Annotated in this window: 27 protein-coding genes and 2 pseudogenes; 10 read left to right on the top strand and 19 right to left on the bottom strand. The window is 65.3% G+C overall.

Annotated features, from left to right (window positions below; all coding sequences use genetic code 11):
• The first annotated feature begins 2 nt into the window (after positions 1-2).
• Positions 3-761 carry an SDR family NAD(P)-dependent oxidoreductase gene (locus ACREBX_RS14545; RefSeq protein ID WP_431562473.1) on the top strand — a complete coding sequence of 253 codons (759 nt, stop codon included), beginning with the start codon at positions 3-5 and terminating at the stop codon, positions 759-761.
• A 133-nt stretch (positions 762-894) separates the two neighbouring features.
• On the opposite strand, the gene ACREBX_RS14540 is transcribed toward ACREBX_RS14545, so the two are convergent.
• Positions 895-1698: an SDR family NAD(P)-dependent oxidoreductase gene (locus ACREBX_RS14540; protein ID WP_431562460.1), complete on the bottom strand. Its 804-nt coding sequence runs from the start codon at positions 1696-1698 to the stop codon at positions 895-897.
• A 64-nt stretch (positions 1699-1762) separates the two neighbouring features.
• Here ACREBX_RS14540 and ACREBX_RS14535 point away from each other — a divergent pair, with 64 nt between their 5' ends.
• Complete coding sequence (locus ACREBX_RS14535; RefSeq protein WP_431562459.1) at positions 1763-2209, top strand: winged helix-turn-helix transcriptional regulator; 447 nt, start codon at positions 1763-1765, stop codon at positions 2207-2209.
• 9 nt (positions 2210-2218) lie between these two features.
• Here ACREBX_RS14535 and ACREBX_RS14530 read toward each other — a convergent pair whose 3' ends face one another.
• Both ACREBX_RS14530 and ACREBX_RS14525 read right to left on the bottom strand, forming a co-directional pair.
• Complete coding sequence (locus tag ACREBX_RS14530; protein WP_431562458.1) at positions 2219-2965, bottom strand: sulfotransferase; 747 nt, start codon at positions 2963-2965, stop codon at positions 2219-2221.
• Positions 2966-3038: 73 nt separating this feature from the next.
• The gene (locus tag ACREBX_RS14525; RefSeq protein WP_431562457.1) at positions 3039-3521 is read right to left on the bottom strand and encodes an SRPBCC family protein; all 483 of its coding nucleotides are present in this window, start codon (positions 3519-3521) and stop codon (positions 3039-3041) included.
• 48 nt (positions 3522-3569) lie between these two features.
• Between ACREBX_RS14525 and ACREBX_RS14520 the strand changes: the two genes are divergently transcribed.
• Positions 3570-3896: an ArsR/SmtB family transcription factor gene (locus ACREBX_RS14520; RefSeq protein ID WP_431562456.1), complete on the top strand. Its 327-nt coding sequence runs from the start codon at positions 3570-3572 to the stop codon at positions 3894-3896.
• Between the two features lie 54 nt (positions 3897-3950).
• Here ACREBX_RS14520 and ACREBX_RS14515 read toward each other — a convergent pair whose 3' ends face one another.
• The 3 genes from ACREBX_RS14515 to ACREBX_RS14505 all read right to left on the bottom strand — a co-directional run bounded on the left by ACREBX_RS14515 (position 3951) and on the right by ACREBX_RS14505 (position 7297).
• A complete protein-coding gene (locus tag ACREBX_RS14515; RefSeq protein WP_431562455.1) occupies positions 3951-5765 on the bottom strand; it encodes a M2 family metallopeptidase in 1815 nt (604 codons plus the stop codon).
• A 75-nt stretch (positions 5766-5840) separates the two neighbouring features.
• Positions 5841-6605 (bottom strand): alpha/beta fold hydrolase, encoded by a 765-nt coding sequence (locus tag ACREBX_RS14510; protein WP_431562454.1) that lies wholly within the window; start codon positions 6603-6605, stop codon positions 5841-5843.
• Positions 6606-6649: 44 nt separating this feature from the next.
• Positions 6650-7297 (bottom strand): 2-hydroxychromene-2-carboxylate isomerase, encoded by a 648-nt coding sequence (locus ACREBX_RS14505; protein ID WP_431562453.1) that lies wholly within the window; start codon positions 7295-7297, stop codon positions 6650-6652.
• Between the two features lie 126 nt (positions 7298-7423).
• Here ACREBX_RS14505 and ACREBX_RS14500 point away from each other — a divergent pair, with 126 nt between their 5' ends.
• The 3 genes from ACREBX_RS14500 (at position 7424) to ACREBX_RS14490 (ending at position 10742) form a co-directional block, all read left to right on the top strand.
• Positions 7424-7870, top strand: a complete 447-nt coding sequence (locus ACREBX_RS14500; RefSeq protein ID WP_431562452.1) for a MarR family winged helix-turn-helix transcriptional regulator — start codon at positions 7424-7426, stop codon at positions 7868-7870.
• The gene (locus ACREBX_RS14495; RefSeq protein WP_431562451.1) at positions 7870-8982 is read left to right on the top strand and encodes an HlyD family secretion protein; all 1113 of its coding nucleotides are present in this window, start codon (positions 7870-7872) and stop codon (positions 8980-8982) included. The genes ACREBX_RS14500 and ACREBX_RS14495 overlap by 1 nt, the downstream gene beginning before the upstream one ends.
• A gap of 170 nt (positions 8983-9152) precedes the next feature.
• On the top strand, positions 9153-10742 hold the full coding sequence (locus ACREBX_RS14490) for an MDR family MFS transporter (protein WP_431562450.1): 1590 nt from the start codon (positions 9153-9155) through the stop codon (positions 10740-10742).
• Between the two features lie 4 nt (positions 10743-10746).
• On the opposite strand, the gene ACREBX_RS14485 is transcribed toward ACREBX_RS14490, so the two are convergent.
• From ACREBX_RS14485 to ACREBX_RS14445, 9 genes are all read right to left on the bottom strand, one after another.
• Entirely contained in the window at positions 10747-11202 is a 456-nt protein-coding gene (locus ACREBX_RS14485) for a GFA family protein (RefSeq protein ID WP_431562449.1), read from the bottom strand.
• A gap of 1 nt (position 11203) precedes the next feature.
• Positions 11204-11809, bottom strand: coding sequence for a hypothetical protein (locus ACREBX_RS14480; RefSeq protein ID WP_431562448.1), 606 nt, complete (start codon positions 11807-11809; stop codon positions 11204-11206).
• Positions 11810-11811: 2 nt separating this feature from the next.
• Entirely contained in the window at positions 11812-12441 is a 630-nt protein-coding gene (locus ACREBX_RS14475; protein ID WP_431562447.1) for a DUF2238 domain-containing protein, read from the bottom strand.
• A 143-nt stretch (positions 12442-12584) separates the two neighbouring features.
• Positions 12585-13364: a dimethylarginine dimethylaminohydrolase family protein gene (locus tag ACREBX_RS14470; RefSeq protein ID WP_431562446.1), complete on the bottom strand. Its 780-nt coding sequence runs from the start codon at positions 13362-13364 to the stop codon at positions 12585-12587.
• A 181-nt stretch (positions 13365-13545) separates the two neighbouring features.
• Positions 13546-14571, bottom strand: coding sequence for an aspartate-semialdehyde dehydrogenase (locus tag ACREBX_RS14465; RefSeq protein ID WP_431562445.1), 1026 nt, complete (start codon positions 14569-14571; stop codon positions 13546-13548).
• A gap of 39 nt (positions 14572-14610) precedes the next feature.
• Positions 14611-15234 carry a DUF1287 domain-containing protein gene (locus ACREBX_RS14460; RefSeq protein WP_431562444.1) on the bottom strand — a complete coding sequence of 208 codons (624 nt, stop codon included), beginning with the start codon at positions 15232-15234 and terminating at the stop codon, positions 14611-14613.
• A 97-nt stretch (positions 15235-15331) separates the two neighbouring features.
• Positions 15332-15709, bottom strand: coding sequence for a 50S ribosomal protein L19 (gene rplS / locus ACREBX_RS14455; RefSeq protein WP_088442879.1), 378 nt, complete (start codon positions 15707-15709; stop codon positions 15332-15334).
• 4 nt (positions 15710-15713) lie between these two features.
• Entirely contained in the window at positions 15714-16451 is a 738-nt protein-coding gene (gene trmD / locus ACREBX_RS14450; protein ID WP_431562443.1) for a tRNA (guanosine(37)-N1)-methyltransferase TrmD, read from the bottom strand.
• A complete protein-coding gene (locus tag ACREBX_RS14445; protein ID WP_431562442.1) occupies positions 16448-17368 on the bottom strand; it encodes a LysR substrate-binding domain-containing protein in 921 nt (306 codons plus the stop codon). The genes trmD and ACREBX_RS14445 overlap by 4 nt, the downstream gene beginning before the upstream one ends.
• Positions 17369-17470: 102 nt before the next feature.
• On the opposite strand from ACREBX_RS14445, the gene ACREBX_RS14440 reads away from it, so the two are divergent.
• Positions 17471-17674, top strand: coding sequence for a hypothetical protein (locus tag ACREBX_RS14440; RefSeq protein ID WP_431562441.1), 204 nt, complete (start codon positions 17471-17473; stop codon positions 17672-17674).
• Positions 17675-17766: 92 nt separating this feature from the next.
• Here the strand turns inward: ACREBX_RS14440 and ACREBX_RS14435 are convergent, their stop codons facing one another.
• The 4 genes and pseudogenes from ACREBX_RS14435 to ffh form a co-directional block, all read right to left on the bottom strand.
• Positions 17767-19284: a serine hydrolase domain-containing protein gene (locus tag ACREBX_RS14435; RefSeq protein ID WP_431562440.1), complete on the bottom strand. Its 1518-nt coding sequence runs from the start codon at positions 19282-19284 to the stop codon at positions 17767-17769.
• A 58-nt stretch (positions 19285-19342) separates the two neighbouring features.
• Positions 19343-19837 (bottom strand): ribosome maturation factor RimM, encoded by a 495-nt coding sequence (gene rimM / locus ACREBX_RS14430; protein WP_431562439.1) that lies wholly within the window; start codon positions 19835-19837, stop codon positions 19343-19345.
• Between the two features lie 258 nt (positions 19838-20095).
• A pseudogene (rpsP, locus tag ACREBX_RS14425) lies at positions 20096-20557 on the bottom strand (30S ribosomal protein S16); the annotation flags it as partial.
• A 40-nt stretch (positions 20558-20597) separates the two neighbouring features.
• Complete coding sequence (ffh, locus tag ACREBX_RS14420; protein WP_431562438.1) at positions 20598-22034, bottom strand: signal recognition particle protein; 1437 nt, start codon at positions 22032-22034, stop codon at positions 20598-20600.
• A 271-nt stretch (positions 22035-22305) separates the two neighbouring features.
• Here ffh and ACREBX_RS14415 point away from each other — a divergent pair, with 271 nt between their 5' ends.
• The 3 genes and pseudogenes from ACREBX_RS14415 to ACREBX_RS14405 form a co-directional block, all read left to right on the top strand.
• Positions 22306-23937 (top strand): putative bifunctional diguanylate cyclase/phosphodiesterase, encoded by a 1632-nt coding sequence (locus ACREBX_RS14415; RefSeq protein WP_431562437.1) that lies wholly within the window; start codon positions 22306-22308, stop codon positions 23935-23937.
• A gap of 51 nt (positions 23938-23988) precedes the next feature.
• Positions 23989-24795 carry a diaminopimelate epimerase gene (gene dapF, locus ACREBX_RS14410; protein WP_431562436.1) on the top strand — a complete coding sequence of 269 codons (807 nt, stop codon included), beginning with the start codon at positions 23989-23991 and terminating at the stop codon, positions 24793-24795.
• Positions 24792-25102, top strand: a pseudogene (locus ACREBX_RS14405) (tRNA (N(6)-L-threonylcarbamoyladenosine(37)-C(2))-methylthiotransferase MtaB); the annotation flags it as partial. The gene dapF and the pseudogene ACREBX_RS14405, both read left to right, overlap by 4 nt.

Here is a 25102-nt window from a genome sequence, read left to right as displayed (position 1 = left end):
TTGTGCTGTCGCGCTCGATTGCGGGCCGCGCCGCCATCGTCACCGGCGCGGCAAGCGGCATGGGCCGCGCGACCGCACTGCTGCTGGCATCCGAAGGTGCAAAAGTCGCGGTCACCGACCTCGACCTCCCCGCCTGTGAAGCGGTAGCGGCCGAAGCCGGCTCGAACGCCAAAGCCTTCGCGCTCGACGTCGCCGACAGCGAGGCGATCAAGCGCATGGTCGCCAAGATCGCCTCGCATTTCGGCGGCATCGACATCCTCATCAACAACGCCGGCGTCTCCAGCTTCTGCCCGCTCGACGCCGAAGACGAATATGAAGCGATCTGGCACCGCGCGATCTCGGTGATGCTGAGCGCGCACCAACGCATGGTCCGCGCCGCGCTGCCCTGGCTCCGCCAAAGCGACGCCGCGCGCATTGTCAACATCGCTTCGACCGAGGGGCTCGGCGCAACGCCGGGTGATACGCCCTACATCGCCGCAAAATCGGGCGTGGTCGGATTGACGCGCGGCCTTGCCGTCGACCTCGGCAAGGACAGTATCACGGTGAACTGCATCTGCCCCGGACCGATTCGCACGGGCATGACCGACAAGGTGGCCGAGGAAGACAAGGCGGTGTTCGCAAAGCGCCGCACCGCACTCCGCCGCTATGGCGAGCCCGAAGAGGTCGCGCACATCACGCTCAGCCTCGTACTTCCGGCCGCGAGCTACATCACCGGCGCGGTGATCCCGGTCGACGGCGGGTTGATGGCGCGGAATGCCTGAAATGATCCTCCCTGCCGCGATGCGGAGGTAGGGGGCCGGCGAAGCTGTCGTGGAGGGACCGCGCCATGGCCCCTCGGTCAGCGGCTGCGCCGCTGCCCCCGCCCATGGCGTCCTGCCACCGGGAGGATCGACCTCAAACCGCTTCGTTCACCCGATACCGATCCGCCACATCGCGCTTCGACAAGTTTGGCCCCATCGCGAGCCGCGCGGCGTAATAATCCTTCCACTGGCCTTCATCTGCGAGCGGCGGGATCGTCACTTCCTCGCCGCGATCCAGCCCGTGCAGCGCCGCGTCGACAAGATCGCCAGCGCCCATCACCATTTCCGCAGGGAAGGCATCGACATCCTTGCCCGAGCGTTCCCATATCTCGGTGCGCGTAGCGCCGGGGAGGACCGCCTGGACGTGGAAGCCCTTTTCGCGGCCGGTTGTCGCGAGCGGCAGGCTGAGGTTGAGCAGGAACGCCTTCGACCCGCTGTACACGCCCTCGAACGTTTCGGGAGCAAGCGCGAGGACCGAGGCGATATTGACGATCGCGCCCTTGCCGCGTGCACCGAACGCCTTGCCCGCCGCAATCGCGAGGCGCGCAGCGGCGGTGATGTTGAGCGCGATGATGGTCTCGATTTCCGCAGGGCTATTTTCCAGCGTGCCGCCGCTCAGCGACATGCCGGCATTGTTCACGAACAGCGTGATCGCCGCGTCGTCGATCAGCCGCTGCTCGATCCGCGTCACATCGTCGCTCCTGGTCAGGTCGGCGGCGATCACGTCGACCGCGACGCCGGTTTCGGCGCGAAGCTTCGCGGCGAGTTCTTCCATCTGAGCACCGTTACGCGCGACGAGGATCAGGTCGTGCCCGCGCTTGGCGAGGCGGTCGGCATAGACGGCGCCAAGGCCGGTCGAAGCGCCCGTGATCAGGGCCGTTCCATTGGGGATAGTCATATCAAATGCTCCTTGCAGGCGGCCCGGGAGCGAGTCGCTTGCAAAACGATAGTGACTGCCTCATATGACTTCAATGAGTAGCGACGAAAATAATCTGGGCACCTGCCCCGTCGACCGCGGGCTGATGCGCGTCGGCGACCGCTGGAGCATGTTGGTGCTCCGCGATATCGAGCGCGGGCTGACGCGGTACGAGCAATTGCGCACCAGCCTCGGCATCGCGCCGAACATCCTGTCGCGGCGCTTGGCGGCGCTTGCCGATGCGGGACTGATCGCGAAAAGGCGCTACAGCCAGCGCCCGCCGCGCGACGAATATCTGCTCACCGATGCGGGGCGCGACTTCCTGCCGATCCTGATGGCGATCGGCGCGTGGGGGCGCAAATATAACGGCGCCGGCGCCCTCAGCCGCCACATCGACGACGGAACGGGCGAGGTCGTGCGCCCGGTGGTGGTCGACGCCAACACCGGCGCCCCGATCGGCTCGCGACCGCTGCGCTTCGAATATCCGGAATGACGCCCGTCCTCAGCTCCGATTTCGAACCGGGGCGCGGTAGCCCAGCGCCTGAGCCGCATCGCCGACGATATCCCAGATCGCGGCGGCCTCTTCGTCGGTCAGATTCTCGCGCCAGCGGTCAACGCGGACCCTATGGTCCGGTCGCGAATAGCTCCGCGAGGTCCAGGCTTCGATAAAGTCCTTGTTGTTGCTATTCTGGACCCGCTTCGCCCATTGCGCGAGATGCGGGGCATTGGCGGCGGGATCGATTCCGACAGCCTCGCATATCCGGGCCGAAAACCGCGCCGGATCGGCGATCATATCCTCGAACCGGACAAGCGTGGCGCAATGTTCGACCTGCGCATATCCCGCGCGATTGAGAAAACCCCAATGATGCGCGCATCGCGCGATCAAGGGCTCCGCAAGCCAGTCCCTCCAGTCGGGCGGCCTCGGATGATGTCCCCATTGCTTCGCGATTCCGACGCGGAGCGAACACACGGCGTCGAGCGGGTTCCGCACAATCCAGAACAACCGGGCGCCGGGCGCCGCTTCCAGAAAGCGATCGAGCGGAAAAGACAGGCCCGGCCTTGCCGGATGAAGGTTACTTTCGCGTGGCACTTTGAACGCCCGCGGCGTGCTGTAGTCGGCCGCCAACACCGCCTCGAACGCCGGTTCGCTTTGATAGATGTAGCGATCGAGGCCGTCGAACAGCTCGCCGAAGATCGAGGTGCCGCTTCGACCGCAACCGAGGATCATCACCGGCGGTGCGCTTGTCATGCGTCCAGCCTATCGCCCGGCCGCGCCGTTCGCAATGCCGCCCCCGATGGCTGTTCTGCTCGCGGCGACACGGCTAAATATACATGCCCTCGCGCAGATTGATCCCATGCTCGGTCCATGCCTTGAGCGCGCAGAGCATCTGGGCCCACCCCTGGCAATTGCCGTAGGAGGCACCGAGCGCACCCTGATTTTCGCGCCAGCCTTCCTCGGCGATCTCGACCAAAGTGCGCCCGTCGTCGAGCCCCTTGAAGCTCATCGTCACCCGCGTCCGGTAATCGGCGTCCTTGTGCTCGCCGCCTTCCACATTGGGCGGCTCGCCCTCGTTCGCCTGCCATTCGAGGACGATTTTCTCGTCCTGCACCACCTCGATCACCCAGACCGGAAAGGCGCCGGGAAAGTCGTGAAAGTCCCATTCGACCGTGGCGCCGGTTTCGAGCCGGCCCTTGGCGCCGCCCGTGGTGAAATAATTCGACAGCTTCGCGGGGTCCGCGACCGCTTCGAACACTTCGTGCACCGGCTTCGCGATCCGCGCCGCGACCCTGAATTTCAGTTCCATGTCCATTCTCCGCTTGAGTCGCACTCTTTTATGTTATATTTATATAACATGTCAATTCACGACCAGTTCGACGCGACGTTCAAGGCGCTCGCCTCGCCGATCCGGCGCCAGATTCTGGACGATCTGAAGGACCAGCCGCTGACGACCGGCGCGCTATGCGGCCATTTTGCCGACATCGACCGCTGCACGGTGATGCAACATCTGAAGGTGCTGGAGGATGCGGGGCTGGTGATCGCCGAGCGCCGCGGCCGCGAGCGCTGGAACCACCTCAACGCGGTGCCGATCCAGGACATCCACGACCGCTGGATCGGTCCGTACGCCGCCGCCGCGAGCGCGCGGCTCGCACGCTTCAAACAGTCGGTCGAAACCCAATAAAAAAGGCCGAGGCGTCGCCGCCCCGGCCTTTCTGCTTGTCGTCGATCGCCCGGCTCACCAACCCTGCGGCTTGCCCTTGTTCTGCTGGTCGAGCCACGTCTTCAGCGGCGCGAAATAATCGGCCATCGCCTTGCCCGACATTTCGCGGCTGCCGGTAAAGGCTTGCAGCGCATCGGGCCACGGCTTCGACGCGCCCATTTCGAGCATCGCGTTCAGCTTCGCGCCGACGTCCTTGTTGCCATAGAAGGAACAGCGATGGAGCGGCCCCTTCCACCCGGCCTGCTTGCACGCAGCCTGATAGAATTGGAACTGCAGCACGCGCGCGAGGAAATAGCGGGTGTAGGGCGTGTTGCCCGGGATATGGAACTTCGCACCCGCGTCGAACGCATTCGCCGGCCGCGCGCCCGGCGGGACGATGCCCTGATATTGGGTGCGCAGTTCGGTCCATTTCTTGTTGTAGTCGGCGGGCTGGATCGAACCGTCGAAGACGCCCCAGCGCCAGCGGTCGACGAGCAGGCCGAAGGGCAGGAAGGCGACCTTATCCATCGCCTGACGGAGCAGCAGGCCGACGTCCTTGTCGGCGCTCGGCACCTTCGCCTTGTCGAGCAGACCGATGTCGACGAGATATTGCGGCGTGATCGACAGCGCGACGAAATCGCCGATCGCTTCATGAAAGCCGTCGTTCGCGCCGTTGAGGTACAGGAACGGCTGCTTGTTATAGGCGCGCTGATAGTAGTTGTGGCCGAGTTCGTGGTGGATCGTGATGAAGTCGTCGGCATTCACCTTGATGCACATCTTGATGCGAATATCATCCTTGTTGTCGATGTCCCACGCCGAGGCGTGGCAGACGACTTCACGGTCGGCGGGCTTCAGGAACTGGCTACGCTTCCAGAAGGTTTCGGGCAGCGGCGCCATTCCGAGCGACGAATAGAAATTCTCGCCCGCCTTGACCATGTCGAGCGGCGCCTTGCCCTGTGCGGTGAGCAGGTCGCCGATGTCATAGCCGAGGTCGCCGGTGCCCGCGGGCGCGACGAGCGGGTAAATATTGCCCCATTCCTGCGCCCACATATTGCCGAGCAGGTCGGCGCGGATCGGGCCGGTCTTGGGCTGCACCGCGTCGCCATATTTCTCGTTCAATTTCAAGCGCACATAGGTGTGGAGCGCCACGTAAAGCGGCTTCATGTCGTTCCAGATCTGCTCGGTGACCTTGGCGAACTCTTCGGGCGGCATGTCGTAACCCGAACGCCACATCGCGCCGGTGTCGGCGAAGCCAAGCTCCTTCGCGCCCGCGTTCGCGATGCCGACCATCTTGGCATAATCGTCCTTCATCGGCGCGCCGACCTTGTCGTGCCAGCTCGTCCACATCTCGGCGAATTGCGCCGGCGTGTTCTGGACGTTGCCCATCTCGGCCTCGATATCCGAGCCCGAGATTTCCTTGCCGTTCAGCGTGCCGCGGCCCTTGCCATATTGCGACTGCAGGTCGGTCGCGATCGTGTTGAGTTCGGTCGCCGCTCCGGGCGTCGTCGGCGCGGGCAGGACGATGCCGGTGCGCAGGATATCGAGCTTGCGCCTGGTGTCGGCGCTGAGTCCCGCGACATCCTTATATTTCGCGGCTTCGAGCGCATATTTGACCGACTTTTCGGTGCCGACGGCGTTGATCCGCGACGCCATCGCATCGGTATCTTCGGTCAGGTAGGTGCTGTTGACCCAGTTCACCTGGCTCGCCTCGACCGTATAGTCGAACAGGTCCTTTTCGACCGTGGCGATGAAGGCGTCGGCGTCGGCCGCCGTGGGAGCGGCCTGGGCAAAGGCGGGGGTCGCCACCGCGAGCGACAGGGCAAGCGACAGCGTCGAAATCATTGCTTTCATGGGGTGCGTCCTCTGGAATGTTATCGCAGCGCTCTGCGGCGCATCGCGACAGCTAGGCGCTTCCCGCGAGTCCGGTCAAGCGGTCAGGAACGCGGCGATAGCCTCGCCCAACTCGGGTTGGGTGACGCTCGACATGTGCGTGCCGGGGATCGTCGCGAGCCGTGCGTCGGCGAGCGCCGCGACGAGCTCGGGTGCCGAGCCATTGTCCTGATCGTCGGCGCCGCACACGAGCAGCGTCGGCATGGTAATCGCCGCGAGCATTTCGGGCGTCGTGTCGGTGAAGCTGTCGAGCAGATGCCCCGCGGCGATGCGATCGACCTTCATCGTTTTCATGAACTGGATCGACAGCCATGTGTCGTCGCCGCGCTTTGCCGTCTCATATTCGGCGATGACGCGTTTGAAGAATTGCCCGCGTTTTTGCCATCCCGCGAGCCCTGCGAGCCCCATGCCGCCCAAAATCAGGCGGCGCGGCTTCATGCCTGCGACCACCGCGCGCACGCTGGTCCGCGCGCCGAGCGAAAAGCCGCCGAGATCGAAATCGGCAAGACCCAGATGCGCGACCAGATCTTCAAGGTCGCGCACGAGCACGTCGGGCGGATAATATTCCTCCTCGTGCGGAGCGTCGCTCGACCCGTGGACGCGCAGATCGGGCATGATCACGCGATAGCCTTCGGATGCCACGCGCGCGGCGGTGCCGAACTTGATCCAGTTGACCTCGCCGCTCGAAAACAGGCCGTGAAGCAGCAACAACGGACGCCCTTCGCCTGCCTCTGGGCCCATCTCACGCCACGCCAGTTGCACGCGGTCGCGTGCCTCGAAATATTGGGGTTCGATCGTCATGCGCCGCGCTATGCGCCCTTCGCGCCCGGTTCGGCAAGCGCCGATCAGCGCGGGCGCAGGCCCTTTTGTTCCATGCGCCACTTCGCCATTTCGATGCGGTCCTGCCCGAAGAAGGGCTCGCCATCGAACACCAGCGTCGGCACTCCCCAATGACCGGCGATTTCGAGCGCGACCTGATTGGCGGCGATCTCGTTATCAAGCACCTCGGCCTCGCTCACCGCCTCGGCATCGAGTTCGCCGAGGTCGAGCCCGACGCGGCGCGCGGCGTCCGCCAGATGGTCGCCGAGGTGCCAGTCCTGCGCACCGCCCCAGATGAGCTGCGCTGCTTCATGGGCGAAGGCGAGGCTCTTGCCGCGCCGCGATGCCGCCTGCCCGAGCCGCGTCAGGCGATAGATATAGGGCTGCTCGGCCGCGATCGCGCGTGTCGCCATGTCCTGCACGATCGGGTCGGGACGCGGGGGGCCAAAGGGAATGCCGTGGAACTGCGCGACGCGGATCATGTCGCGTACCGTATAGCTCAGCCAGTTGGGATGGTTGCGCTCGAAGAAGTCGGGCTGACGGATCGCGAGCGGATAGACGGGACGCAGGTTGATCGTCACGTCGTGGCTGGCGGCGAGCGCGCGATAACGGCCGATAGCGAGGTAGCTATACGGCGAGCGGAAGGACCAGAAGAGGTCGGCGATCAAAGTCATGACGTCATCCTGCCTAAAAACACGCCAGGTGCAAGCAGTGTAAAGAAAATTTACACCAGATTCGAGATTGTTGGCTGCAAAATCGGGATCTTGAATATAGTAGCAATTGCTATTATATCCTAGGATATGAGTGAAACGATCGGATTCTTGCTGAACGACACCGCGCGCCTGTTCCGGCGTTCGTTCAACGCGCGCACGCGCGACAGCGGCATCACCGCACTGCAATGGCGGCTCATCACCTACCTCAAACGCCACGAGGGCGTCCGCCAGGGACCGCTCGCCGAGCTGATCGAAGTCGAGCCGATCACGCTGTCGCGCATGGTCGACCGGCTGGTCGAGGCCGGGCTGGTCGAACGCCGCGCCGATCCCGCCGACCGCCGCGCCTGGAAGCTGTACCTGACGCCGCGTGCGGGCGAGTTGCTGAACGGGATGCGTCCCATTGCCGACGCGCTGACTGCCGAAGCGGTCGAAGGATTGAGTGCCGCCGAAGTCGACCAGCTGGTCGGCCTTGTCGAGCGCGTCCGCGCCAATTTGTCCCGCCGCATTTGCCAAAAAGAAAAAGAGACCGCCTGATGGACCAGCTCTCCCCATCCCGCCACGCCAAAAACCCCAGGGCCGAAAACGCGACCCCGCCCAAGGCGGCGCCGAAGGCCGACCCCTCGCCGAACCCGTCACTCGAAGCCGAGGCCGCACCCAAGGCAAGCTGGCGCACGCGCATCCTGATGTTCGGCCTGCCCGCACTGCTGATCGCGGGCGGTGCCGGCTGGTGGCTGACGAGCGGCGGATCGGTGTCGACCGACAATGCCTATGTCCAGATGGACAAGGTGTCGGTCGCGGCCGAGGTCGGCGGGCGGATCACCGAAGTCGCGGTGCGCGACGGCCAGCAGGTCGCGGCCGGGCAATTGCTCTTTCGCATCGATGGCGAACCCTATGCGCTGACCGTCGCGCAGGCGACCGCGGCGATCGATGCCGCCGAAGTCGAGGTCGGCAATCTGTCGGCGAGCGCGAACACGTCAAGCGTCGACATCGCCGCGGCGCGCGAGGACGTCAAATTTGCCGAGATCACCTTCCAGCGTCAGGCGGCGCTGATGGAGCAAGGCTTTACGACCAAGGCCGCCTATGATGCGGCGCGCCATGCGGTCGCCCAAGCGCGCGAGAGTGTGCGCCAGACCGAAGCCGCCGCCACCGAAGCACGCACCAAACTTGCCGCCGGCCCTTCGAGCGGCATCAACCCGCAGGTCGAGGCGGCGCGCGTCCAGCGCTCGCAGGCACAGGTGAACATGGGCCGCACGACGGTTCGCGCGCCAAGCGCCGGCCGTATCGCGCAGTCGGACCGGCTGCAGGTCGGCCAGATGATGGTCGCGGGGCTTCCCGCGGTCACACTGGTCGATACGGCGCATCCGTGGGTCGAGGCCAATTTCAAGGAAACCGACCTTGCCGACATGCGCGTCGGCCAGCGCGCGGAAATCAGCTTCGACGCCTATCCGGGGGTGAAGGTGCGCGGTCATGTGCTGACGATCGGCGCGGGCACGGGCAGCGAATTTTCGGTGCTGCCCGCGCAGAATGCGACCGGCAACTGGGTCAAGGTGACGCAGCGCGTTCCGGTGCGCATCGCCTTCGACGAAAAACCCGCGCGCGACATGATCGCGGGGCTGTCGGCCGACGTCCGGGTGTTTACGAAGTAGTTCGGATGCGGAGTTGGCACGCCCAATATCTTCAAACCCCTCCCCTGAAGGGGAGGGCAGCGAGACTTGCGAACTTGTTCGCTAGTCGCAGCGGTTGGGGGCTATCGGCTTTGCGCAACCTTGATAGCCCCCACCCCAACCCCTCCCCTGAAGGGGAGGGGCTTTAGCTGATGGCGAGCCGCTCCCTCCCCCGCCGCTCCCCCGCCGCGGCGCTCCCTGACGACGACAGCGTCCCGCTGCACGAACGCGTACGTTATCGCGGGCTGCTGACGGTCGCGGTGATGGGCGCGTCGATCATGCAGATCCTCGACACGACGATCGCCAATGTCGCGATCCCGCACATGCAGTCGGCGCTCGGCGCGACGAGCGAGACGGTGACGTGGGTGCTGACGAGCTATATCCTCGCCTCGGCGGTCGCGATGCCGATCACCGGCTGGCTCGCCGACCGTATCGGGCGCCGCGAATTGTTCATGGCCGCGGTTGTCGGCTTCATTATCGCCTCGATGGCGTGCGGCGCCGCGCAGACGCTCGAACAGATGGTCGCCTTCCGCTTCCTGCAAGGCGTCAGCGCGGCCTTTATCGGGCCGCTGTCGCAGTCGGTGATGCTCGACATCAACCCGCCCGAACGCCACGCACGCGCGATGTCGATCTGGGGCATGGGGATCATGATCGGTCCGATCCTCGGCCCGATATTGGGCGGCTGGCTGACCGAAAGCGTCAACTGGCGCTGGGTCTTTTACGTCAATCTGCCCGTCGGGCTGATCACGCTCGCGATGATGTGGGCGCTGCTGCCCAAGACGCGGAGCGTCACGCGGCGCTTCGACCTGTTCGGTTTCTCGATGCTCGCGCTCGGGCTTGCCGCATTGCAACTGATGCTCGACCGCGGCGCGCATCTCGACTGGTTCGACAGCATCGAAATCTGGATCGAACTGGGCGTCGCCGTCTCCTGCCTGTGGATGTTCATCGTCCATATGTTCACCGCGCGCGCGCCCTTGTTCAGCCGCCTGATGCTCGCCGACCGCAACCTCGTCACCGCGATGGGGTTCATGGTCGTGATCGGCGTGGTGATGTTCGCGTCGATGGCGCTGCTGCCGCCGATGCTGCAGAATCTGTTCGGCTGGCCGGTGATCGACACCGGCGTCGCGCTTGCGCTGCGCGGCGTCGGCATCCTCGCCAGCATGTGGGTCGCGGGGCAATTGCTCGGCAAGATCGACGCGCGCTGGCTGGTCGGGACCGGTTTGCTGACCGCCGCCTATTCGCTGTGGCAGATGAGCCACTGGTCGCTGATGATGGGGATGCAGCCGGTGATCATCAGCGGGCTGGTGCAGGGCCTCGGCATGGGGCTGATCTTCATTCCATTGAACACCATGGCGTTCGCGACGATCCAGCCGCAGTATCGCACCGACGGATCGAGCCTGCTCAACCTGTTCCGCAGCCTCGGCGCCTCGGTCGGCATCTCGATCGTCACCACATTGCTCGGTTCGAACATCCAGACGAGCCACGAGGATCTGGCGGCGCACGTCACCAACAGCTCGGTGAGCCTGCTCGACCCGTCGACCGCCGACCGCTTCGGCATCGCAGGCGACACGGCGATGGCGATGGTCAATGCCGAGATCAACCGGCAGGCGGCGATGGTCGCCTATATCGACGATTTTTGGGCCATGATGTGGGTGACGCTGGCGTCGGTGCCGCTGGTGCTGCTGCTACGCCCGCCGAGGCCGGGCGGGCCGAAGGCGTCGGCCGCCGATATGGGGCACTGACGGCTCAGGCGCCGCGTCGCTCCGTTGCAAAGCGCATGAACTCCATCGGATCGGGACTGTCGTCGAAGGTCGGCACGCCTTCGGCAATTATGATCCAACCGCGCTTTCGCTTCACCCAGATATGCGCGAACGGTTCGAGCTCCGACGGATCGTCGAGCGTGCCGGCGCGGACGATCGTCATCGCGGGATAGACTGTGTTCGCATTGCACACGCGACTGAAACAGTCGGGGCAATGCTGGTTGATCGTAGTTCCGCCAGACGGGCGCTCGGTCGAATAGGTCACGCTCCGCCCGGTCAGTGTCAACGCGTCGGTCGATACGATCAACTGATCGGCAAAGGCGCTCGCGGTCGATTTCTGGCAATCGAGGCAGTGGCAGCAATAGTTGAGCAGCGGCCCGTCCTGCTCGAAACGGTAGCGAAGCTGGCCGCAGCGACAGCCGCCGGTGATTTCCCTCGCCATATCAGCGGAAGAAGCAGTTGGTGCCCGCGAACAGCGCGTCGATCTTCGCCGCATCGCCCGGCGCCGCGAACATGCCGCCGATGACCTTGTCGCCGCTGCCGATGCTGAATTCCTCGCCAAGCGTGCTGTCCTCGAGGTCGACGATCGACACCGATTCCGCCGCCTTGGCGCGCGTCGTGCCGATGCCGATCCCGCTCATCGTCGAATAGGTCGCGGCGCCGGGTTCGTTGCCGAGGAACCAGCCGGCGAATTTACCGTTCTGGAAATTGAGCGTCATCGCGTCGTAGCGGGTGAATTCCATCGAACCCGCGCCGCATTCGGCGTTGGTGCTGCGGTCGTCCTCCTTGCCCGCGACATTGGCGAGCGCGGTTTCGGCCTGTACGCGCGGGACGCCGAAAGCGAGCAGGCTGGTCTTGCCGCTGGTCTTGTCGACGAAGCGCAGCCCCTCGCCGTCGAGGCTGACCGCGGTGGTCGCGACGTTCGGCCCGTCGGCCTTCGCCTCGGGCACCGCCGGCGCGACCGGGTCGGCGTCGACCGGCGCCTTGTCGGCGGCGGGTTTGCATGCGGCGAGCAGACCGATCATCGCGAGGGTCGTGAACTTGCGCATGCCTATCTCCTGTTCCGAACGATCAGCCCCATCGCCATAACCACTAACGCACCCAAGGCGGCAAGCGCCATATCCTTTTGCGCGTCCCATATGTCGCCCTGCTGCCCATTGTAGCGGTCGGCGGTTTCGCCCGCCGCGACGATGGTGAGCAGCCATTCGAAGATTTCGTAAAAGCACGAGATGGCCAAGACCCAACCAAGCACGGTTAACGCCGCGCCGCGCGCGCCGAGTCCGCCCCAGCGCCGCGCGATTTCGGCGACGGGGATCACCGAAAGCGCCCCGAAAGCAAAATGGACGAGGCGGTCATAATGATTGCGCGTCCAGCCGAAGGCGTCGGAGACGCTCGTCCCGGTCAGCGTGCGCCCCCAATCGTCATAGGGGACATTGCTGTAGGCATAGCGCCCGCCGAGAGTGTGGAGCGCCATGAAGAGCGCGATGCACGCGACCGACGCGGTCGACAGCGGCCAGCGGCGCAGCAGCCAGGGCGACGCGACGAGCAGCAGCATCGTCGGGATATGCTGGAGCAGCGCGACTTCGGGATAGGGCTGGTCGATCTGCGCGAGGAGCAGCAGCGCAAGGAGCAGGCCGATCAGCGGCCTTTGCGCGTTGGGACGCGCCGAACCGGCCGTCATCGACCGAAATCCGCGAGGACGGAAATGGCCGAAAACTGCCTAACTTCACTCGCAAATGCATGTATCTGGCGCAAAGTCGGGGCTTTCATCATGCCGATGACCTAGTGCAGCAAGATATTGTAGGACAGCGATTTTCGATGCCGTCACCAGCGCAGCGACATGCAGCTGAGCCCCGCGTCGATATGCGCGATCTGGTCGGTCGGCAGCGGTCGGATTGCGATGCCGCGTGCCGCGAGCAGTGCGTGCGTCGCGGGCCAGCGGTCGCCGACGAGGACGGTGTCGCGGATGCGCAGGATATTCGCCGCGGGCGCTTCGCCCGGCGGCGTCGTCACGACCTCCAGCCCGGCGAACTGCGGACAATCGGCGAGCGCGGGGACGGCGAGGATCGTGCGCGCGTCGATCAGCCCGCAGCCTGTCTTGAAATGAAGGACGCCCGGCGGCGTTTCGGCGATCTCGGCGCGGTAGCCGAGCTTGCCGAGCAGGCCGGCGAGCTCCTCCGCGCCGATGCGGTCGGTGCGCGCCGAGAGGCCGATGATCACACGGTCGGCAAGCCGCAAGATGTCACCGCCATCGGCGTATCCCGGGCCGGTCATTTCGAGGAGGCGGCCGTGGTGCGCGGCCAGCGGCTCGCGGATATGCCCGACCTCGCCCGCGCGGCTCGGAGCGCCGGGGCGGAGCAGAATCGCGCCCTTGGGAAAGGTCAGCGCGACGTCTTCGGTGAACAGCGCGTCGGGGAAGTCATCGAGCGGCGGCAGCACCTCGACCGAAAGGCCGAGTTCGCGAAGGGTCGCGACATAGGCTTCATGCTCGGCGACGAGGCCATAGAAATCGGGATCGGGGCCGCCTTCGGCGCGGATACCCTTCACCGCCGCACGGGCGGGGGCGCGGCAGAGGGCATGGGTAAAGGCATAGGGGCTGGTCATTTCAGCGGCATAGCTCGAATGCCGTCAAATCGCCATGGGATCCTCCCTGTGCCCAAGGCATGGGGAGGTGGCAGCCTCGAAGAGGCTGACGGAGGGGATTTGGTGCGACATCGCGGCCCCTCCACCATTCGCTTCGCGAACGGTCCCCTCCCCATCGCTTCGCGACAGGGAGGATCTGGACTTAGCCCTTCTTCAGATGCCGCCGGCCGAGCAGTTCGGCGATCTGCACTGCGTTCAGCGCCGCGCCCTTGCGCAGGTTGTCGCTGACGCACCAGAGGTTGAGGCCGTTGTCGACCGTCGGGTCTTCGCGGACGCGGCTGACGAAGGTCGCAAAGTCGCCGACGCATTCGACGGGGGTGATATAACCGCCGTCCTCGCGCTTGTCGTGGAGCACGACGCCGGGCGCCTCGCGCAGGATGCGCTGCGCGTCCTCGGCCGACAGCTCATTTTCCATCTCGATGTTGATCGCTTCCGAATGGCCGACGAAGACGGGCACACGAACGCAGGTCGCGGTGACCTTGATCTTGGGATCGAGGATCTTCTTGGTCTCGACGACCATCTTCCACTCTTCCTTGGTCGAGCCGTCGTCGAGGAAGCTGTCGATGTGCGGGATGACGTTGAAGGCGATCTGCTTGGTGAACAGCTGAATGTCCTTTTCGTCGCCGACGAAGATCTGGCGCGTCTGGTTCCACAATTCGTCCATGCCCGCCTTGCCGGCGCCCGACACCGACTGATAGGTCGAAACGACGACGCGCTTGATCTTCGCGGCGTCGTGCAGCGGCTTCAACGCGACGACCATCTGCGCCGTCGAGCAGTTGGGGTTCGCGATGATGTTGCGCTTCGTATAACCGTCGATCGCGTCGGGGTTCACTTCGGGCACGATCAGCGGCACGTCGGGGTCCATCCGGTAGAGCGACGAGTTGTCGATCACGACGCAGCCCGCCGCCGCGGCCTTGGGTGCGTGGATCTTGGTCGCTTCGCTGCCGATCGCAAAGATCGCCATGTCCCAGCCGGTCCAGTCGAAATTGTCGATATTCTGGCATTTGGCGGTCTTGCCGGTGTCGCCGAGTTCGACGTCGAGGCCCTGGCTGCGCGACGAGGCGACCAGCGCCAGTTCGTCGATGGGGAATTCGCGTTCGAACAGGATGGCGAGCACTTCGCGCCCGACATTGCCCGTCGCGCCAGCGACAACGATACGATAACCCATTCACTCACTCCTCAGTGCAAGAAACCCGGTAAAATAGCGTCAGACTTTCCAGCGGAAATGGCCGGTCAGTCTGTGGTCGAACAGCGCATCCTCCTCGCGCGAGCCGCCGCCGATATTGTGGAGGACAAGCGGCACGCCGGTCGTATCCTTGCGGTCGGACACGATGCCGGTGTGCGGCAAGCGCCCGCCGACCAATGCGGTGAAAATATCGCCCGGCCGCCAGTCGGCCGGATTGTCGGTAACAGGTAACGACGCGCCCTGCCGCCGCCAGAAGGTCGCCAGATTGGGAACGCGGCGATGGTCGATGTTGCGGTCGGGGCGCCCTAGTCCCCAGTTTTTCGGATAGGCCGTAAAGTTGGCGCGCATGTCGGCGTTTACAAGAGCCTGCAGGTCTTGTCCCAGCGCATCGCGGAAGGCGCGGATCACAACATCGGTGCACACGCCCTTCGCGCGGTCGACGTCGCCGCCGGGGAAAGCGAGCACCGTGTAGGCGGGATCGTAGCGCAGCGTGACGCCGACCTGCTTCCGCGCTGCCACGACCAGCCGTTGCGCATTGGTGGCCGCCATCGCCTCGCCCGACGCGCCAACCATGCCAAAAAGATAGGCAGGCACCGCGCCGATGAAGGCGCGCCGTGTCGGCTGGAATGACTGGAACTGCTGCATCGAATTCGCTTTGCCCAAATAAAAACGACCGGTTCTGCGCTTTGGCGGAACCGGTCGTTTTGGAAAGCTGTTTTCGCTTGGGGTTGGGAAAGCTCCCTTAGCCCTCGCTGGCTTCCGGCCGGTAATCGCGGCGCTCCGCAATACGCGCCGATTTACCAGTGCGGCCACGAAGATAGTAAAGCTTCGCACGACGCACGGCACCCTTGCGGATGACGGTAATGCTGTCGAGGTTGGGCGAATAGAGCGGGAACACGCGCTCGACACCTTCGCCGAACGACATTTTGCGCACGGTGAAGTTGGAGCCCATGCCCTTGTTCGAGCGTGCAATGCACACGCCTTCGAAGTTCTGGACGCGGGTGCGTTCGCCTTCGACGACCTTCACGCCGACTTTCAGCGTATCGCCGGGACGGAAGGTCGGAATGGTCTTTGCCGCTTTGGCAATTTCTTCGGCTTCAATCGTCTGGATGAGGTTCATGCCTCTAGTCCTTTTCTTTTCGCCGCGCGCCAGAGGCAGGTCGGGCCCGAGCATCGACATGACGCTCCCAAAGGTCCGGCCTGCGTAACCGTGTATGATCTTCCGCCTGTTGTTTCCGCCAGGCAGCGATCTTCGCATGATCCCCCGATCGCAGCACTTCGGGGATCGTGCGCCCTTCCCATTTTACGGGCCGGGTATAGTGCGGATATTCGAGCAAACCGTTTTCGAACGATTCGTCGTCACCGCTTGAAGCCGCGCCCATTACGCCGGGAAGCAGCCGAATGCAAGCGTCGAGCAGCAACAGAGCGCCCATCTCGCCTCCCGACAGGATGATGTCGCCTATCGACACCTCTTCGATGGGCCGCGCGTCGAAAATGCGTTCGTCGAAGCCCTCGAAGCGGCCGCAGAGAATGATCGCGCCGGGGCCGGCCGCGAGCTGGCGCACGCGCGCCTGCGTGATCGGCGCGCCGCGCGGGGTCATCGCGAGAATCGGGAGGTCCGGATGCGCGGCCGTCGCATGATCGATCGCGCTCGCCAGCACATCGGCTTTCAGCACCATCCCCGCGCCGCCGCCCGCGGGCGTGTCGTCGACGGTGCGATGCTTGTCGGTCGCAAAGTCGCGGATCTGCACCGGCGCGCAATTCCATGTCCCGCTTTCGAGCGCGCGCCCCGCCATACTGTGCCCCAGCGGACCGGGAAACATGTCGGGGTAAAGCGTCAGGGGGACGGCGGTGAAACTCATGGCAGCGGCTCCCATAGCTCTTCGGGAAGCAGGTGGCGATCCTTCTCCATTTCGGCGTGCAGCCATTCGCGGAACCGTTCGATCTTGCGTACCCCGACCCGGTTTTCGCGATGGACGAGATAATGCGCGGTCCCCGGCTGATAGAGCGCGTCGAATGGCCTGACGAGCCGCCCGGCGTCGAGTTCGGCGCGCCAGAGCAAGGGCGTCATCAGCGCGATGCCATAGCCCCCCTGCACTGCGCTCGCTTCCTGGAACTGGCTGTCGAGTTCGATGCCGCGACGTTGCGGCAACGGGCCGCTCACCACGCCCGCAGCGGCGAACCAGCCCGCCCACCACGGGTCATTGGGTGCCAGCCGGTCGACACGCAGCAGGTCGGCAGGCGTCTCGATGCTGTTCAGTTCCAGAAAGGCGGGTGCGCAGATCGGCGTGACATGGCTGCGGTAGAGGAAGTCTGCGCGCAGGCCGGCCCAGCTTCCGCGGCCGACGCGGATCGCGACATCGACGTTGGTGGCATTGAAATCGACGAGCTCGTTGTTCAGCAACATGCGGACAGCAAGGTCGGGATAGGCGAGCTGGAAACTGCCGATACGCGCGCTAAGCCAGGTGCCGCCAAAGGTCGCCATGGTGCTGATCGTCAGCACATCGGCTTCGTCGCTGCCGAGCGCGGCGAAGGCGTCGCCCATCGACGAAAAGGCATTGCTGATCGCGGGCAGCAGCCGTTGCCCGGTCTCCGACAAGCGCACGCGGCCCTTTTCACGCACGAAGAGCGCGCGGCCGAGCCGGTCTTCCAATTGGCGGACCTGATAGCTGACCGCGGCCTGCGTCAGCCCCAGCTCCTCGGCGGCGCGCGAGAAATTCTGCAGACGACCGGCGGCTTCGAAGGTGCGGACGGCGGCGAGGGGCGGAAGCTTGGACATGGCACCTTATAAGGTCAGCTTATAATATGGTCTACGCCTTTTGTTGGCGGCGCGATGCGGAGAGGTGCATCTAGGCAACACCCAAGCGAAAGGAGATGAACGATGAAAGACGAGCAGTTCATGCGCGCCTGGAATGACGGTCATGATCATTTCAGCGCCGATATAGCCCGCGGGCTCCACTGGCTCGCGACCCCGTTCCGGCGTCTCGGCGAATGGATCGCCTTGCCGAGTGCGCCCGGCGAAGACAGCGTCTTCACCCGCGCCGCCGCGCGCTGCGGCGTGACCCCAAAGCGCCGGGCGCGATAAGTCACCCCGCCCCCTCTCAAGGCCCAGGGCGAAACGGGGCGGGGTCGTCCCTTGCTAACGGCCCCGCCTCGTCGACACCCATCCCCTCGACGTCAGTGCGCGTCGGGCGGCACGACGCGGAAACGCAGCGCCTGGATCGCGGCAGGTGTCGTCGGCGCGAGCAGTAAGACCCCGTCGAGCTTGCCCTTCGCGCAGTTGAGGCGGAAGGCGGTCGACATCGCCCCGGTCGGCGTGAGCGGTTCGTCGGTCGGGCATTCGCCGACCTCGGCCTTCAATTTCGCAAATTCGGCCTTCCAGTTGTCGGCCGAGCGGTCGAGCAGGAAGTTCATCGCGAGCTTGCCCTGCAGCGGACCAAGATCGCCCGCGGCATAAGCCGCCTTTGCCGCCGCATAGGCGTCCGCCACCGCCGGCGACACCGGCACCGCGCGCGTTTCGAGCAGCCCCGCCTTGTCCATCACGACCGCGGTGTCCCATGCGGGACCCGACGGGCCGGCATAGGTGCGGTTCGACAGCGCGAAGATCCCGACGCCATGGTCGGGCATCAGCATCACATGGCTGCCATAACCCGGATAGCCGCCGCCGTGCGCGAGCGTCAGGCCAAGGTCGCAATCCTGCGCGACGCGCCAGCCCATGCCGTAAGCGCTCGACAGCTTGCACGCGTCGGCGCCGCTCGCCCCGGTGCGGTTCGTCACCGAGGTGAAGTTCAGGCCCTGCGCGACCTCGCGCACCGTCGACCGCCTGACCGGGCCATTGTCCGCATCGTCGCGCGCGGGCCAGGCCGAGAGCAGGAAGGCGACCCATTTGGCATAATCGTTGGCGCTGACCTGCAGCCCGCCCATCGCGTTGAACGCGCCGTCGACCATCTCGGGCTCGGCGGTCCAGCGTTCGTTTTCCCAGCGATAGCCGAGCGCGTAGCGCGCCTTGGGCGCTTTCGGCGCGTCAAAGCCGCTGCTCGTCATGCCGAGCGGGGTCAGGATCGTCTGCTGGACATAGGCCGTGTACGGCATGCCTGAAGCATTGCTGACGATCCGGCCGAGCAGCGCATAGCCGAAGTTCGAATATTCATGGCCACTCTGCGGCACGCGGCTAAACGGCACGCCCGCCGCGACCATCCTGGTGAACTCGTCCTGCGGCAGCACCTGCTGGCGGTCGCCCCACGGATCGTCGGTGACGAAGCCACCGACATGCTGAAGCAGGTCGCGCACCCGGATGCGCGGGCTGTCCCTGGTCGGATAGGTCCAGCCCTTCATCTCGGGCACATGTTGTTCGGCAAGGTCGTCGAGGCGAAGCTTGCCGTCGTCGCGCAGCTTCAGGATCGACAGCGCAGTGAACGCCTTGGTCATCGAGGCGATACGAAACAGGCTGTCGGGGGTGACGGCGCGCTTGTCGGTGATGTTCTGGACGCCGATGCCCTTCACATAGGCGAGCTTGCCGTCCTTGACGACGCCATAGACCACCCCGGGAACATGCTGTTCGGCCTGGAATTTGGCGAAGAGCGCGTCGATTTCGGGGGCAAGCTGGTCGAGGGCCTTGGGTGCCGTTTCCTGCGCCGTGGCGGGGAGCGCGCCTGTGAGCATGAGAGCGAAAGTAAAACCCGATTTCCAACGCATGACAGTCTCCCCGGTGATGTGCGACGGGGCTATCAGAATGACCGGTCAGGACAATCGGCTATTCGACGAACGCCGCATTCACGGTGACGCCGTCGTCGTTCCACGCCGGCACGGCCTGCGCGGTCATCGGAACCATGAAGCGCTTGCGGTCGGGTTTCTCGATTTCGAGGATGTCGCCCGCACCGAAATTCTCGATCGCGGCGACGTGGCCGATGGCCGCGCCGTCAGTCGACACGCACGGCAGGCCGAGCAGGTCGTGATGGTAATATTCGCCCTCGCCCAAGGGCGGCAGCGATGAGCGCGGAACGGTAAGGATGGTGCCGCGCAGCGCCTCGGCGCCGCTGCGGTCGGTGACTTCGGCAAAGGTCGCGACCGCGCCCTGGTTCGCCGGGCGCACCGATTTCAGGGTCAGCTTGCGATCGCCTGCCTCAAAAACGGAAAAGGCACGGAGAGCCTCCGCGCCTTCGCCAAACAGTTTGAGACGCACCTCGCCCCGTACCCCGTGCGCGCCGGCGATGGCGGCGAGGGTGACGGGGCGATTCGCGTCGGCCAAGACTTAACCTTCGGCCTTTTCTTCGCCGGCTTCTTCAGCGGGCGCTTCTTCGGCAGCCGGAGCTTCTTCGGCTTCGGCAGCGACCGGGCCGCCTTCGGCGACTTCTTCAGCGATCGCGGTCGCGTCTTCAGCAGTCGCGTCGGCCGGGGTTTCGTCGGCGACGGCTTCGGCAACGGCTTCGGCGGTCGCTTCGCTCTTCACCGAACCGGTTGCATCCGATTCTGCGGCTTCAGGAGCCGCGGGCGATTCAGCAGCTTCGGGAGCGGCAGCTTCTTCGGCCACGACTTCTTCAGCGGCAGCTTCTTCAGCCGGAGCGGCTTCTTCGACCACTTCGGGTTCGGGTGCCGGAGCGGCGGCAGCAGCGGCTGCGGCTTCTTCGGCGTCAGCCAGCTTCTGCGCCTTTTCTTCGGCGCGTTCCTTGGCCTTCTCGCCCGGGACCGCCTTGTTGGGGTTGTTGCGCGCGGCGCGTTCCTGGACACCCGCGGCGTCGAGGAAGCGGGCGACACGGTCGCTCGGCTGGGCGCCGACGCTCAGCCAATGCTTCGCACGATCGGCGTCGAGCTTGATGCGCTCGGGATTGTCCTTGGCGAGCAGCGGGTTGTAGCTGCCGATGCGTTCGATGAAGCGGCCGTCGCGCGGGCTGCGCGAATCGGCGACGACGATCTTGTAATAGGGACGCTTTTTCGAACCGCCGCGTGCGAGGCGAATGGAGGTAGCCATGATATTTTCCTTTTACCTGTAAACTGAAATTCGGGTGTAATTACTTCTTTTTATTCATCAAATTAGCGAGTTCTGGCGGGATTGATCCGCCTCCACCGAGACCGGGGAGGCCACCGCCGCCCATTCCGGGGAGGCCGCCGCCCTTGCCGAACAGCGCGCCGAGGCCCTTGAGCCCGCCCATCTTGCGGATCTTCTTCATCGCGGTCGCCATTTCCTGGTGCATCTTGAGCACCTTGTTGACCTGCTGAACCGTGGTTCCCGACCCGTTGGCGATGCGAATCTTGCGCTTCGCGGTCAGGATTTCGGGCTTCGCGCGTTCCTTGGGGGTCATCGACCCCATGATCGCGTCGAAGTGGATGAGCATCTTGTCGTCGGCACCGCCCTGCGCCGCCGCGACCTGCGCCTTCTTGATGCCCGGGATCATGCCCGCAAGCGCACCGAGGCCACCCATGCGGCGCATCTGGTTGAGCTGGGTCCTGAGGTCGTTGAGGTCGAAGAGGCCCTTGGCCATCTTCGCCGCCATCGCCTCGGCCTCTTCGGCCTGGATCGTTTCGGCGGCGCGCTCGACGAGGCTGACGACGTCGCCCATGCCGAGGATGCGGCCCGCGATGCGCGACGGCTGGAACAGTTCGAGCCCGTCGAGCTTTTCGCCCGTGCCCGCGAATTTGATCGGCTTGCCGGTGACCGCGCGCATCGAGAGCGCGGCACCGCCGCGCGCGTCGCCGTCCATGCGGGTGAGCACGACGCCGGTGAGCGGCACCTGATCGGTGAAGCGCTGCGCGACCTGCACCGCATCCTGACCGGTCAGGCTGTCGACGACGAGCAAGGTTTCGGCCGGGTTCGCCGTGCGCGACACCGCCTGCATCTCGTCCATCAGCTGCTGGTCGACGTGGAGGCGGCCCGCGGTATCGAGCATCAGGACGTCATAGCCCTGCAGCTTTGCCGCCTGCAGCGCGCGCTGGGCGATCTCGACCGGGCCCTGCCCCGCGACGATCGGCAGCGTCGCGACATCGATCTGGGTGCCGAGGACGGCAAGCTGCTCCTGCGCGGCGGGGCGATTGACGTCGAGCGACGCCATCAGCACCTTCTTGCGCTCTTTTTCCTTGAGCCGCTTCGCGATCTTCGCGGTCGTCGTCGTCTTGCCCGAGCCCTGCAGGCCGACCATCATGATGACCGCGGGCGGGGTGACGGCGAGCTCGAGCTCGGCGGTTTCGGAGCCGAGCATTTCGGTCAGCGCGTCGCTGACGATCTTGACGACCTGCTGCCCCGGCGTGACCGAGCGCAGGACATTCTGGCCGATCGCGAGTTCGGTGACCTGGTCGACGAAGGTGCGCACGACGGGCAGCGCGACGTCGGCTTCGAGCAGGGCGATTCGCACTTCGCGCATCGCGGCGCGCACGTCGTCTTCGGTCAGCGCACCGCGGCCGCGGAGCTTCCCGAAAACATCGCCCAGGCGGCTGCTCAGACTATCGAACACAGTCCAAAATCCTTGTTTATGACGCCCGCAACGCAAAACACGCCGGTGAGCGAAACCTCGCCAACCAGCGGTATCCGTGGACAGTGTTTCCGTCGCGGATGTCGATATGCCCGAACGCAAGATGCGCGCGGACGCGGCCGCCTTTACGCAAAAGCGGCGCCGAAAGCAAGCGGCGGCCGTCCTGCGCGCGCGAACGGCGCGGCGGCGGCGCGCTTAACCCAAATTTCACCGCTTTGCCCCCATTAAGCCAGCCAGGGTGGGAAAAATTCATATGACATCGACGCCGAAGCCATTCGACCGCAGCGAGGGCGCCAAACGCGACATCATAGCGGGCGGCATCGTTGTCGCCGCGATCCTGCTGTTCGTGGGGACGGGCAGCAATGTGATGCAGGCGGCCGTCCGCGCGCTGATCGGCATCGGCGGCGGCCCCGATCGCGCGCTGGCGACTGCGGTCATCCTCAATGTCGCGCTGATCCTCTTCGGCTGGCGCCGCTACAAGGATCTCAACCGCGAAATCCTTGAGCGTACCGAGGCCGAGCAACGCGCGCGCTACCTTGCCGATACCGACCCGCTGACCGGATTCCTCAATCGCCGGGCCCTGCTCGCGACCGGGCAGCGGCAAATTGCAAGCGCGATCGCCGAGAAGCGCCAGGTCGCGCTGTTCCTGCTCGACCTCGACCATTTCAAGACCGTCAACGACATCCACGGCCATGCCGCGGGCGACCGCGTGCTGCAGGTCGCCGCCGAGCGGATCTCGGCCGTGCTGCCGCCCAATGCCACCAAGGCGCGGCTCGGCGGCGACGAGTTCGTCGCGATGCTGGTGTTCGAGCCCGCGACGCGGGCCGACATCGACGCGCTGGCCGCCGAACTCGTCATGGCGCTGGACAATTCGGTCACGCACGACGCGCAGCAGATCCGGGTCGGCGCGTCGCTCGGCATATCGCTCGCCAGCGACGCCAGCGTAACGATGGAAACGATGGTCCGTCAGGCCGACATCGCGATGTACAATTGCAAGGACGAGGGCCGGAACCGCTTCTGCTGGTTCGAGGCCGGAATGGAGATGGCGGTGCAGGTCCGCAACCAGATCGAAACCGGCATTCGCGACGGCATGCCGCGCGGCGAATTCGTCCCGCATTTCGAACCGCAGGTCGACATCGCCAGCGGGCGCCTGATCGGCTTTGAAATGCTGATGCGCTGGGAGTCGCCCGAATATGGCATGATCCCGCCCGAACGCTTCATCCCGGTCGCCGAGGAAAGCGGCCTGATCGGCGAATTGTCGCTGCAGGTGATCCGCGAAGCGATGGAAATCGCCAAGCGCTGGGATCCGTCGATCATGCTAGCGGTCAATATCTCGCCGCAGCAATTGAAGGATCCGTGGTTCAGCCAGAAGCTGACCAAGCTGCTCGTCGAGGTCGGTTTTCCCGCCGCGCAGCTCGAGGTCGAGATTACCGAAAGCTCGCTGTTCGAGAATCTGCCGCTGGTACGATCGATCGTCACCAGCCTCAAGAATCAGGGCGTCTCGCTCAGCCTCGACGATTTCGGCACCGGCTACAGCTCGCTGTCGCACCTGCGCGCGCTGCCGTTCGACCGCATAAAGATCGACCGCAGCTTTGTCGCCGCGATGCGCGGCAGCCCCGACGCGCAGGCGATCGTCGTCGCGATCGTGCGGCTGGGCGAAAGCCTGGCGATGCCGATCACCGCTGAAGGGGTCGAGGACGAGGCGACCGCGATCGAACTGACCCGCCTCGGCTGTTCCAAGGGGCAGGGCTGGTATTTCGGCCGCGCCTCGTCGGCGGCCGATACCGAACGGCTGCTCGCCGAGCGCGGCCTGCTACGCGCGCCGATGGTGCCGCCCGCCGGCCCCGATGCCAGCGAAGACGCACCGCTGCGCAAGACGGCCTGATCCCGCCGCATCGCTAGACTTCGCGCCCGTGCGCCCTTACATGCGCGGACTATGGCAGACCGCTTCACCAAGATGCACGGCCTCGGCAACGACTTTGTCGTGATCGACGCGCGCGAGCATGGCGTCGAGATGACGCCGGCGCGCGCGCATGCGATCGCCGACCGGCGTCACGGCATCGGGTGCGACCAGCTGATCCTGCTCGAGCCATCCACAAGCGCCGACGTGAAGATGCGCATCTTTAACGCCGACGGCGGCGAGGTCGAGGCGTGCGGCAATGCGACGCGCTGTGTCGCGACGCTGATCGGCCAGCCCGCGGTCATCGAAACGCTGGGCGGCATGCTGCGCGTCACCCCCGCCGATGGCGGCGCCGAAGTGACGCTGGGCGAGCCCGAATTCGACTGGGAGCATATCCCGCTCGCGATGCCGATGGACACGCGCGACATGCCCGTCGCGTGGGACGAGCTGGAGCACGGCGCCGGGGTCAATGTCGGCAATCCGCATATCGTCTTTTTCGTGCCCGAGGCCGATGCCGTCGCGCTCGACGAGCTGGGACCGCGGATCGAAACCGACCCGCTGTTCCCCGAGCGCGTCAACGTCAATGTCGCGAGCCTCGACGGCGAGAACCAGCTGCAACTGCGCGTATGGGAACGCGGCGTGGGCCTCACGCAGGCGTGCGGCACGGGCGCCTGCGCGACCGCGGTTGCTGCGATCCGCGCTGGCCTCGTGCAATCGCCGGTGACGGTATCGCTGCCCGGCGGCGACCTGGTGATCCGTTGGGCACCGGGCGAGCCGATCGTGATGAGCGGCGCCGCGACGCGCGTCTATGAGGGCGAGACCGACTGGGCGCAGTTCGGATGAGCGCTCCCCTCGCCGACCCGGTCGAGGTCGTCAATTTCGGTTGCCGGCTGAACATCGCCGAGGGCGAAGGGGTTCGTGCGGCCGCGCGCGCCGCGGGTGCGCGCGATACGATCATCTTCAACAGCTGCGCGGTGACCGACGAAGCGGTGCGGCAGGCGCGGCAGGCAGTACGGCGCGCGCTGCGCGAACGGCCGGGCGCCGAGGTCGTGGTCACCGGGTGCGCGGCCGAACTCGAACGCGATACCTTTGCCGCGATGGGTGCGCGGGTGGTGCGTAACGATGCCAAGGGGCTTGCGCAGAGCTATGG

Origin of the sequence: Sphingopyxis sp., from assembly GCF_050725655.1 — a bacterium.
Lineage (GTDB): Bacteria > Pseudomonadota > Alphaproteobacteria > Sphingomonadales > Sphingomonadaceae > Sphingopyxis.
Note: the sequence above shows the minus strand (reverse complement) of the source record. Positions and strands in the feature narration are given on the sequence as shown.

Excerpts from the sequence above, each read along its gene's own strand:
- ACREBX_RS14540 (WP_431562460.1), bottom strand. The coding sequence starts at position 1,698 with ATGACTATCCCCAATGGAACGGCCCTGATCACGGGCGCTTCGACCGGC.
- ACREBX_RS14535 (WP_431562459.1), top strand. The coding sequence starts at position 1,763 with ATGACTTCAATGAGTAGCGACGAAAATAATCTGGGCACCTGCCCCGTC.
- ACREBX_RS14530 (WP_431562458.1), bottom strand. The coding sequence starts at position 2,965 with ATGACAAGCGCACCGCCGGTGATGATCCTCGGTTGCGGTCGAAGCGGC.
- ACREBX_RS14525 (WP_431562457.1), bottom strand. The coding sequence starts at position 3,521 with ATGGAACTGAAATTCAGGGTCGCGGCGCGGATCGCGAAGCCGGTGCAC.
- ACREBX_RS14520 (WP_431562456.1), top strand. The coding sequence starts at position 3,570 with ATGTCAATTCACGACCAGTTCGACGCGACGTTCAAGGCGCTCGCCTCG.
- ACREBX_RS14515 (WP_431562455.1), bottom strand. The coding sequence starts at position 5,765 with ATGAAAGCAATGATTTCGACGCTGTCGCTTGCCCTGTCGCTCGCGGTG.
- ACREBX_RS14510 (WP_431562454.1), bottom strand. The coding sequence starts at position 6,605 with ATGACGATCGAACCCCAATATTTCGAGGCACGCGACCGCGTGCAACTG.
- ACREBX_RS14505 (WP_431562453.1), bottom strand. The coding sequence starts at position 7,297 with ATGACTTTGATCGCCGACCTCTTCTGGTCCTTCCGCTCGCCGTATAGC.
- ACREBX_RS14500 (WP_431562452.1), top strand. The coding sequence starts at position 7,424 with ATGAGTGAAACGATCGGATTCTTGCTGAACGACACCGCGCGCCTGTTC.
- ACREBX_RS14495 (WP_431562451.1), top strand. The coding sequence starts at position 7,870 with ATGGACCAGCTCTCCCCATCCCGCCACGCCAAAAACCCCAGGGCCGAA.
- ACREBX_RS14490 (WP_431562450.1), top strand. The coding sequence starts at position 9,153 with ATGGCGAGCCGCTCCCTCCCCCGCCGCTCCCCCGCCGCGGCGCTCCCT.
- ACREBX_RS14485 (WP_431562449.1), bottom strand. The coding sequence starts at position 11,202 with ATGGCGAGGGAAATCACCGGCGGCTGTCGCTGCGGCCAGCTTCGCTAC.
- ACREBX_RS14480 (WP_431562448.1), bottom strand. The coding sequence starts at position 11,809 with ATGCGCAAGTTCACGACCCTCGCGATGATCGGTCTGCTCGCCGCATGC.
- ACREBX_RS14475 (WP_431562447.1), bottom strand. The coding sequence starts at position 12,441 with ATGACGGCCGGTTCGGCGCGTCCCAACGCGCAAAGGCCGCTGATCGGC.
- ACREBX_RS14470 (WP_431562446.1), bottom strand. The coding sequence starts at position 13,364 with ATGACCAGCCCCTATGCCTTTACCCATGCCCTCTGCCGCGCCCCCGCC.
- ACREBX_RS14465 (WP_431562445.1), bottom strand. The coding sequence starts at position 14,571 with ATGGGTTATCGTATCGTTGTCGCTGGCGCGACGGGCAATGTCGGGCGC.
- ACREBX_RS14460 (WP_431562444.1), bottom strand. The coding sequence starts at position 15,234 with ATGCAGCAGTTCCAGTCATTCCAGCCGACACGGCGCGCCTTCATCGGC.
- rplS (WP_088442879.1), bottom strand. The coding sequence starts at position 15,709 with ATGAACCTCATCCAGACGATTGAAGCCGAAGAAATTGCCAAAGCGGCA.
- trmD (WP_431562443.1), bottom strand. The coding sequence starts at position 16,451 with ATGAGTTTCACCGCCGTCCCCCTGACGCTTTACCCCGACATGTTTCCC.
- ACREBX_RS14445 (WP_431562442.1), bottom strand. The coding sequence starts at position 17,368 with ATGTCCAAGCTTCCGCCCCTCGCCGCCGTCCGCACCTTCGAAGCCGCC.
- ACREBX_RS14440 (WP_431562441.1), top strand. The coding sequence starts at position 17,471 with ATGAAAGACGAGCAGTTCATGCGCGCCTGGAATGACGGTCATGATCAT.
- ACREBX_RS14435 (WP_431562440.1), bottom strand. The coding sequence starts at position 19,284 with ATGCGTTGGAAATCGGGTTTTACTTTCGCTCTCATGCTCACAGGCGCG.
- ACREBX_RS14415 (WP_431562437.1), top strand. The coding sequence starts at position 22,306 with ATGACATCGACGCCGAAGCCATTCGACCGCAGCGAGGGCGCCAAACGC.
- dapF (WP_431562436.1), top strand. The coding sequence starts at position 23,989 with ATGGCAGACCGCTTCACCAAGATGCACGGCCTCGGCAACGACTTTGTC.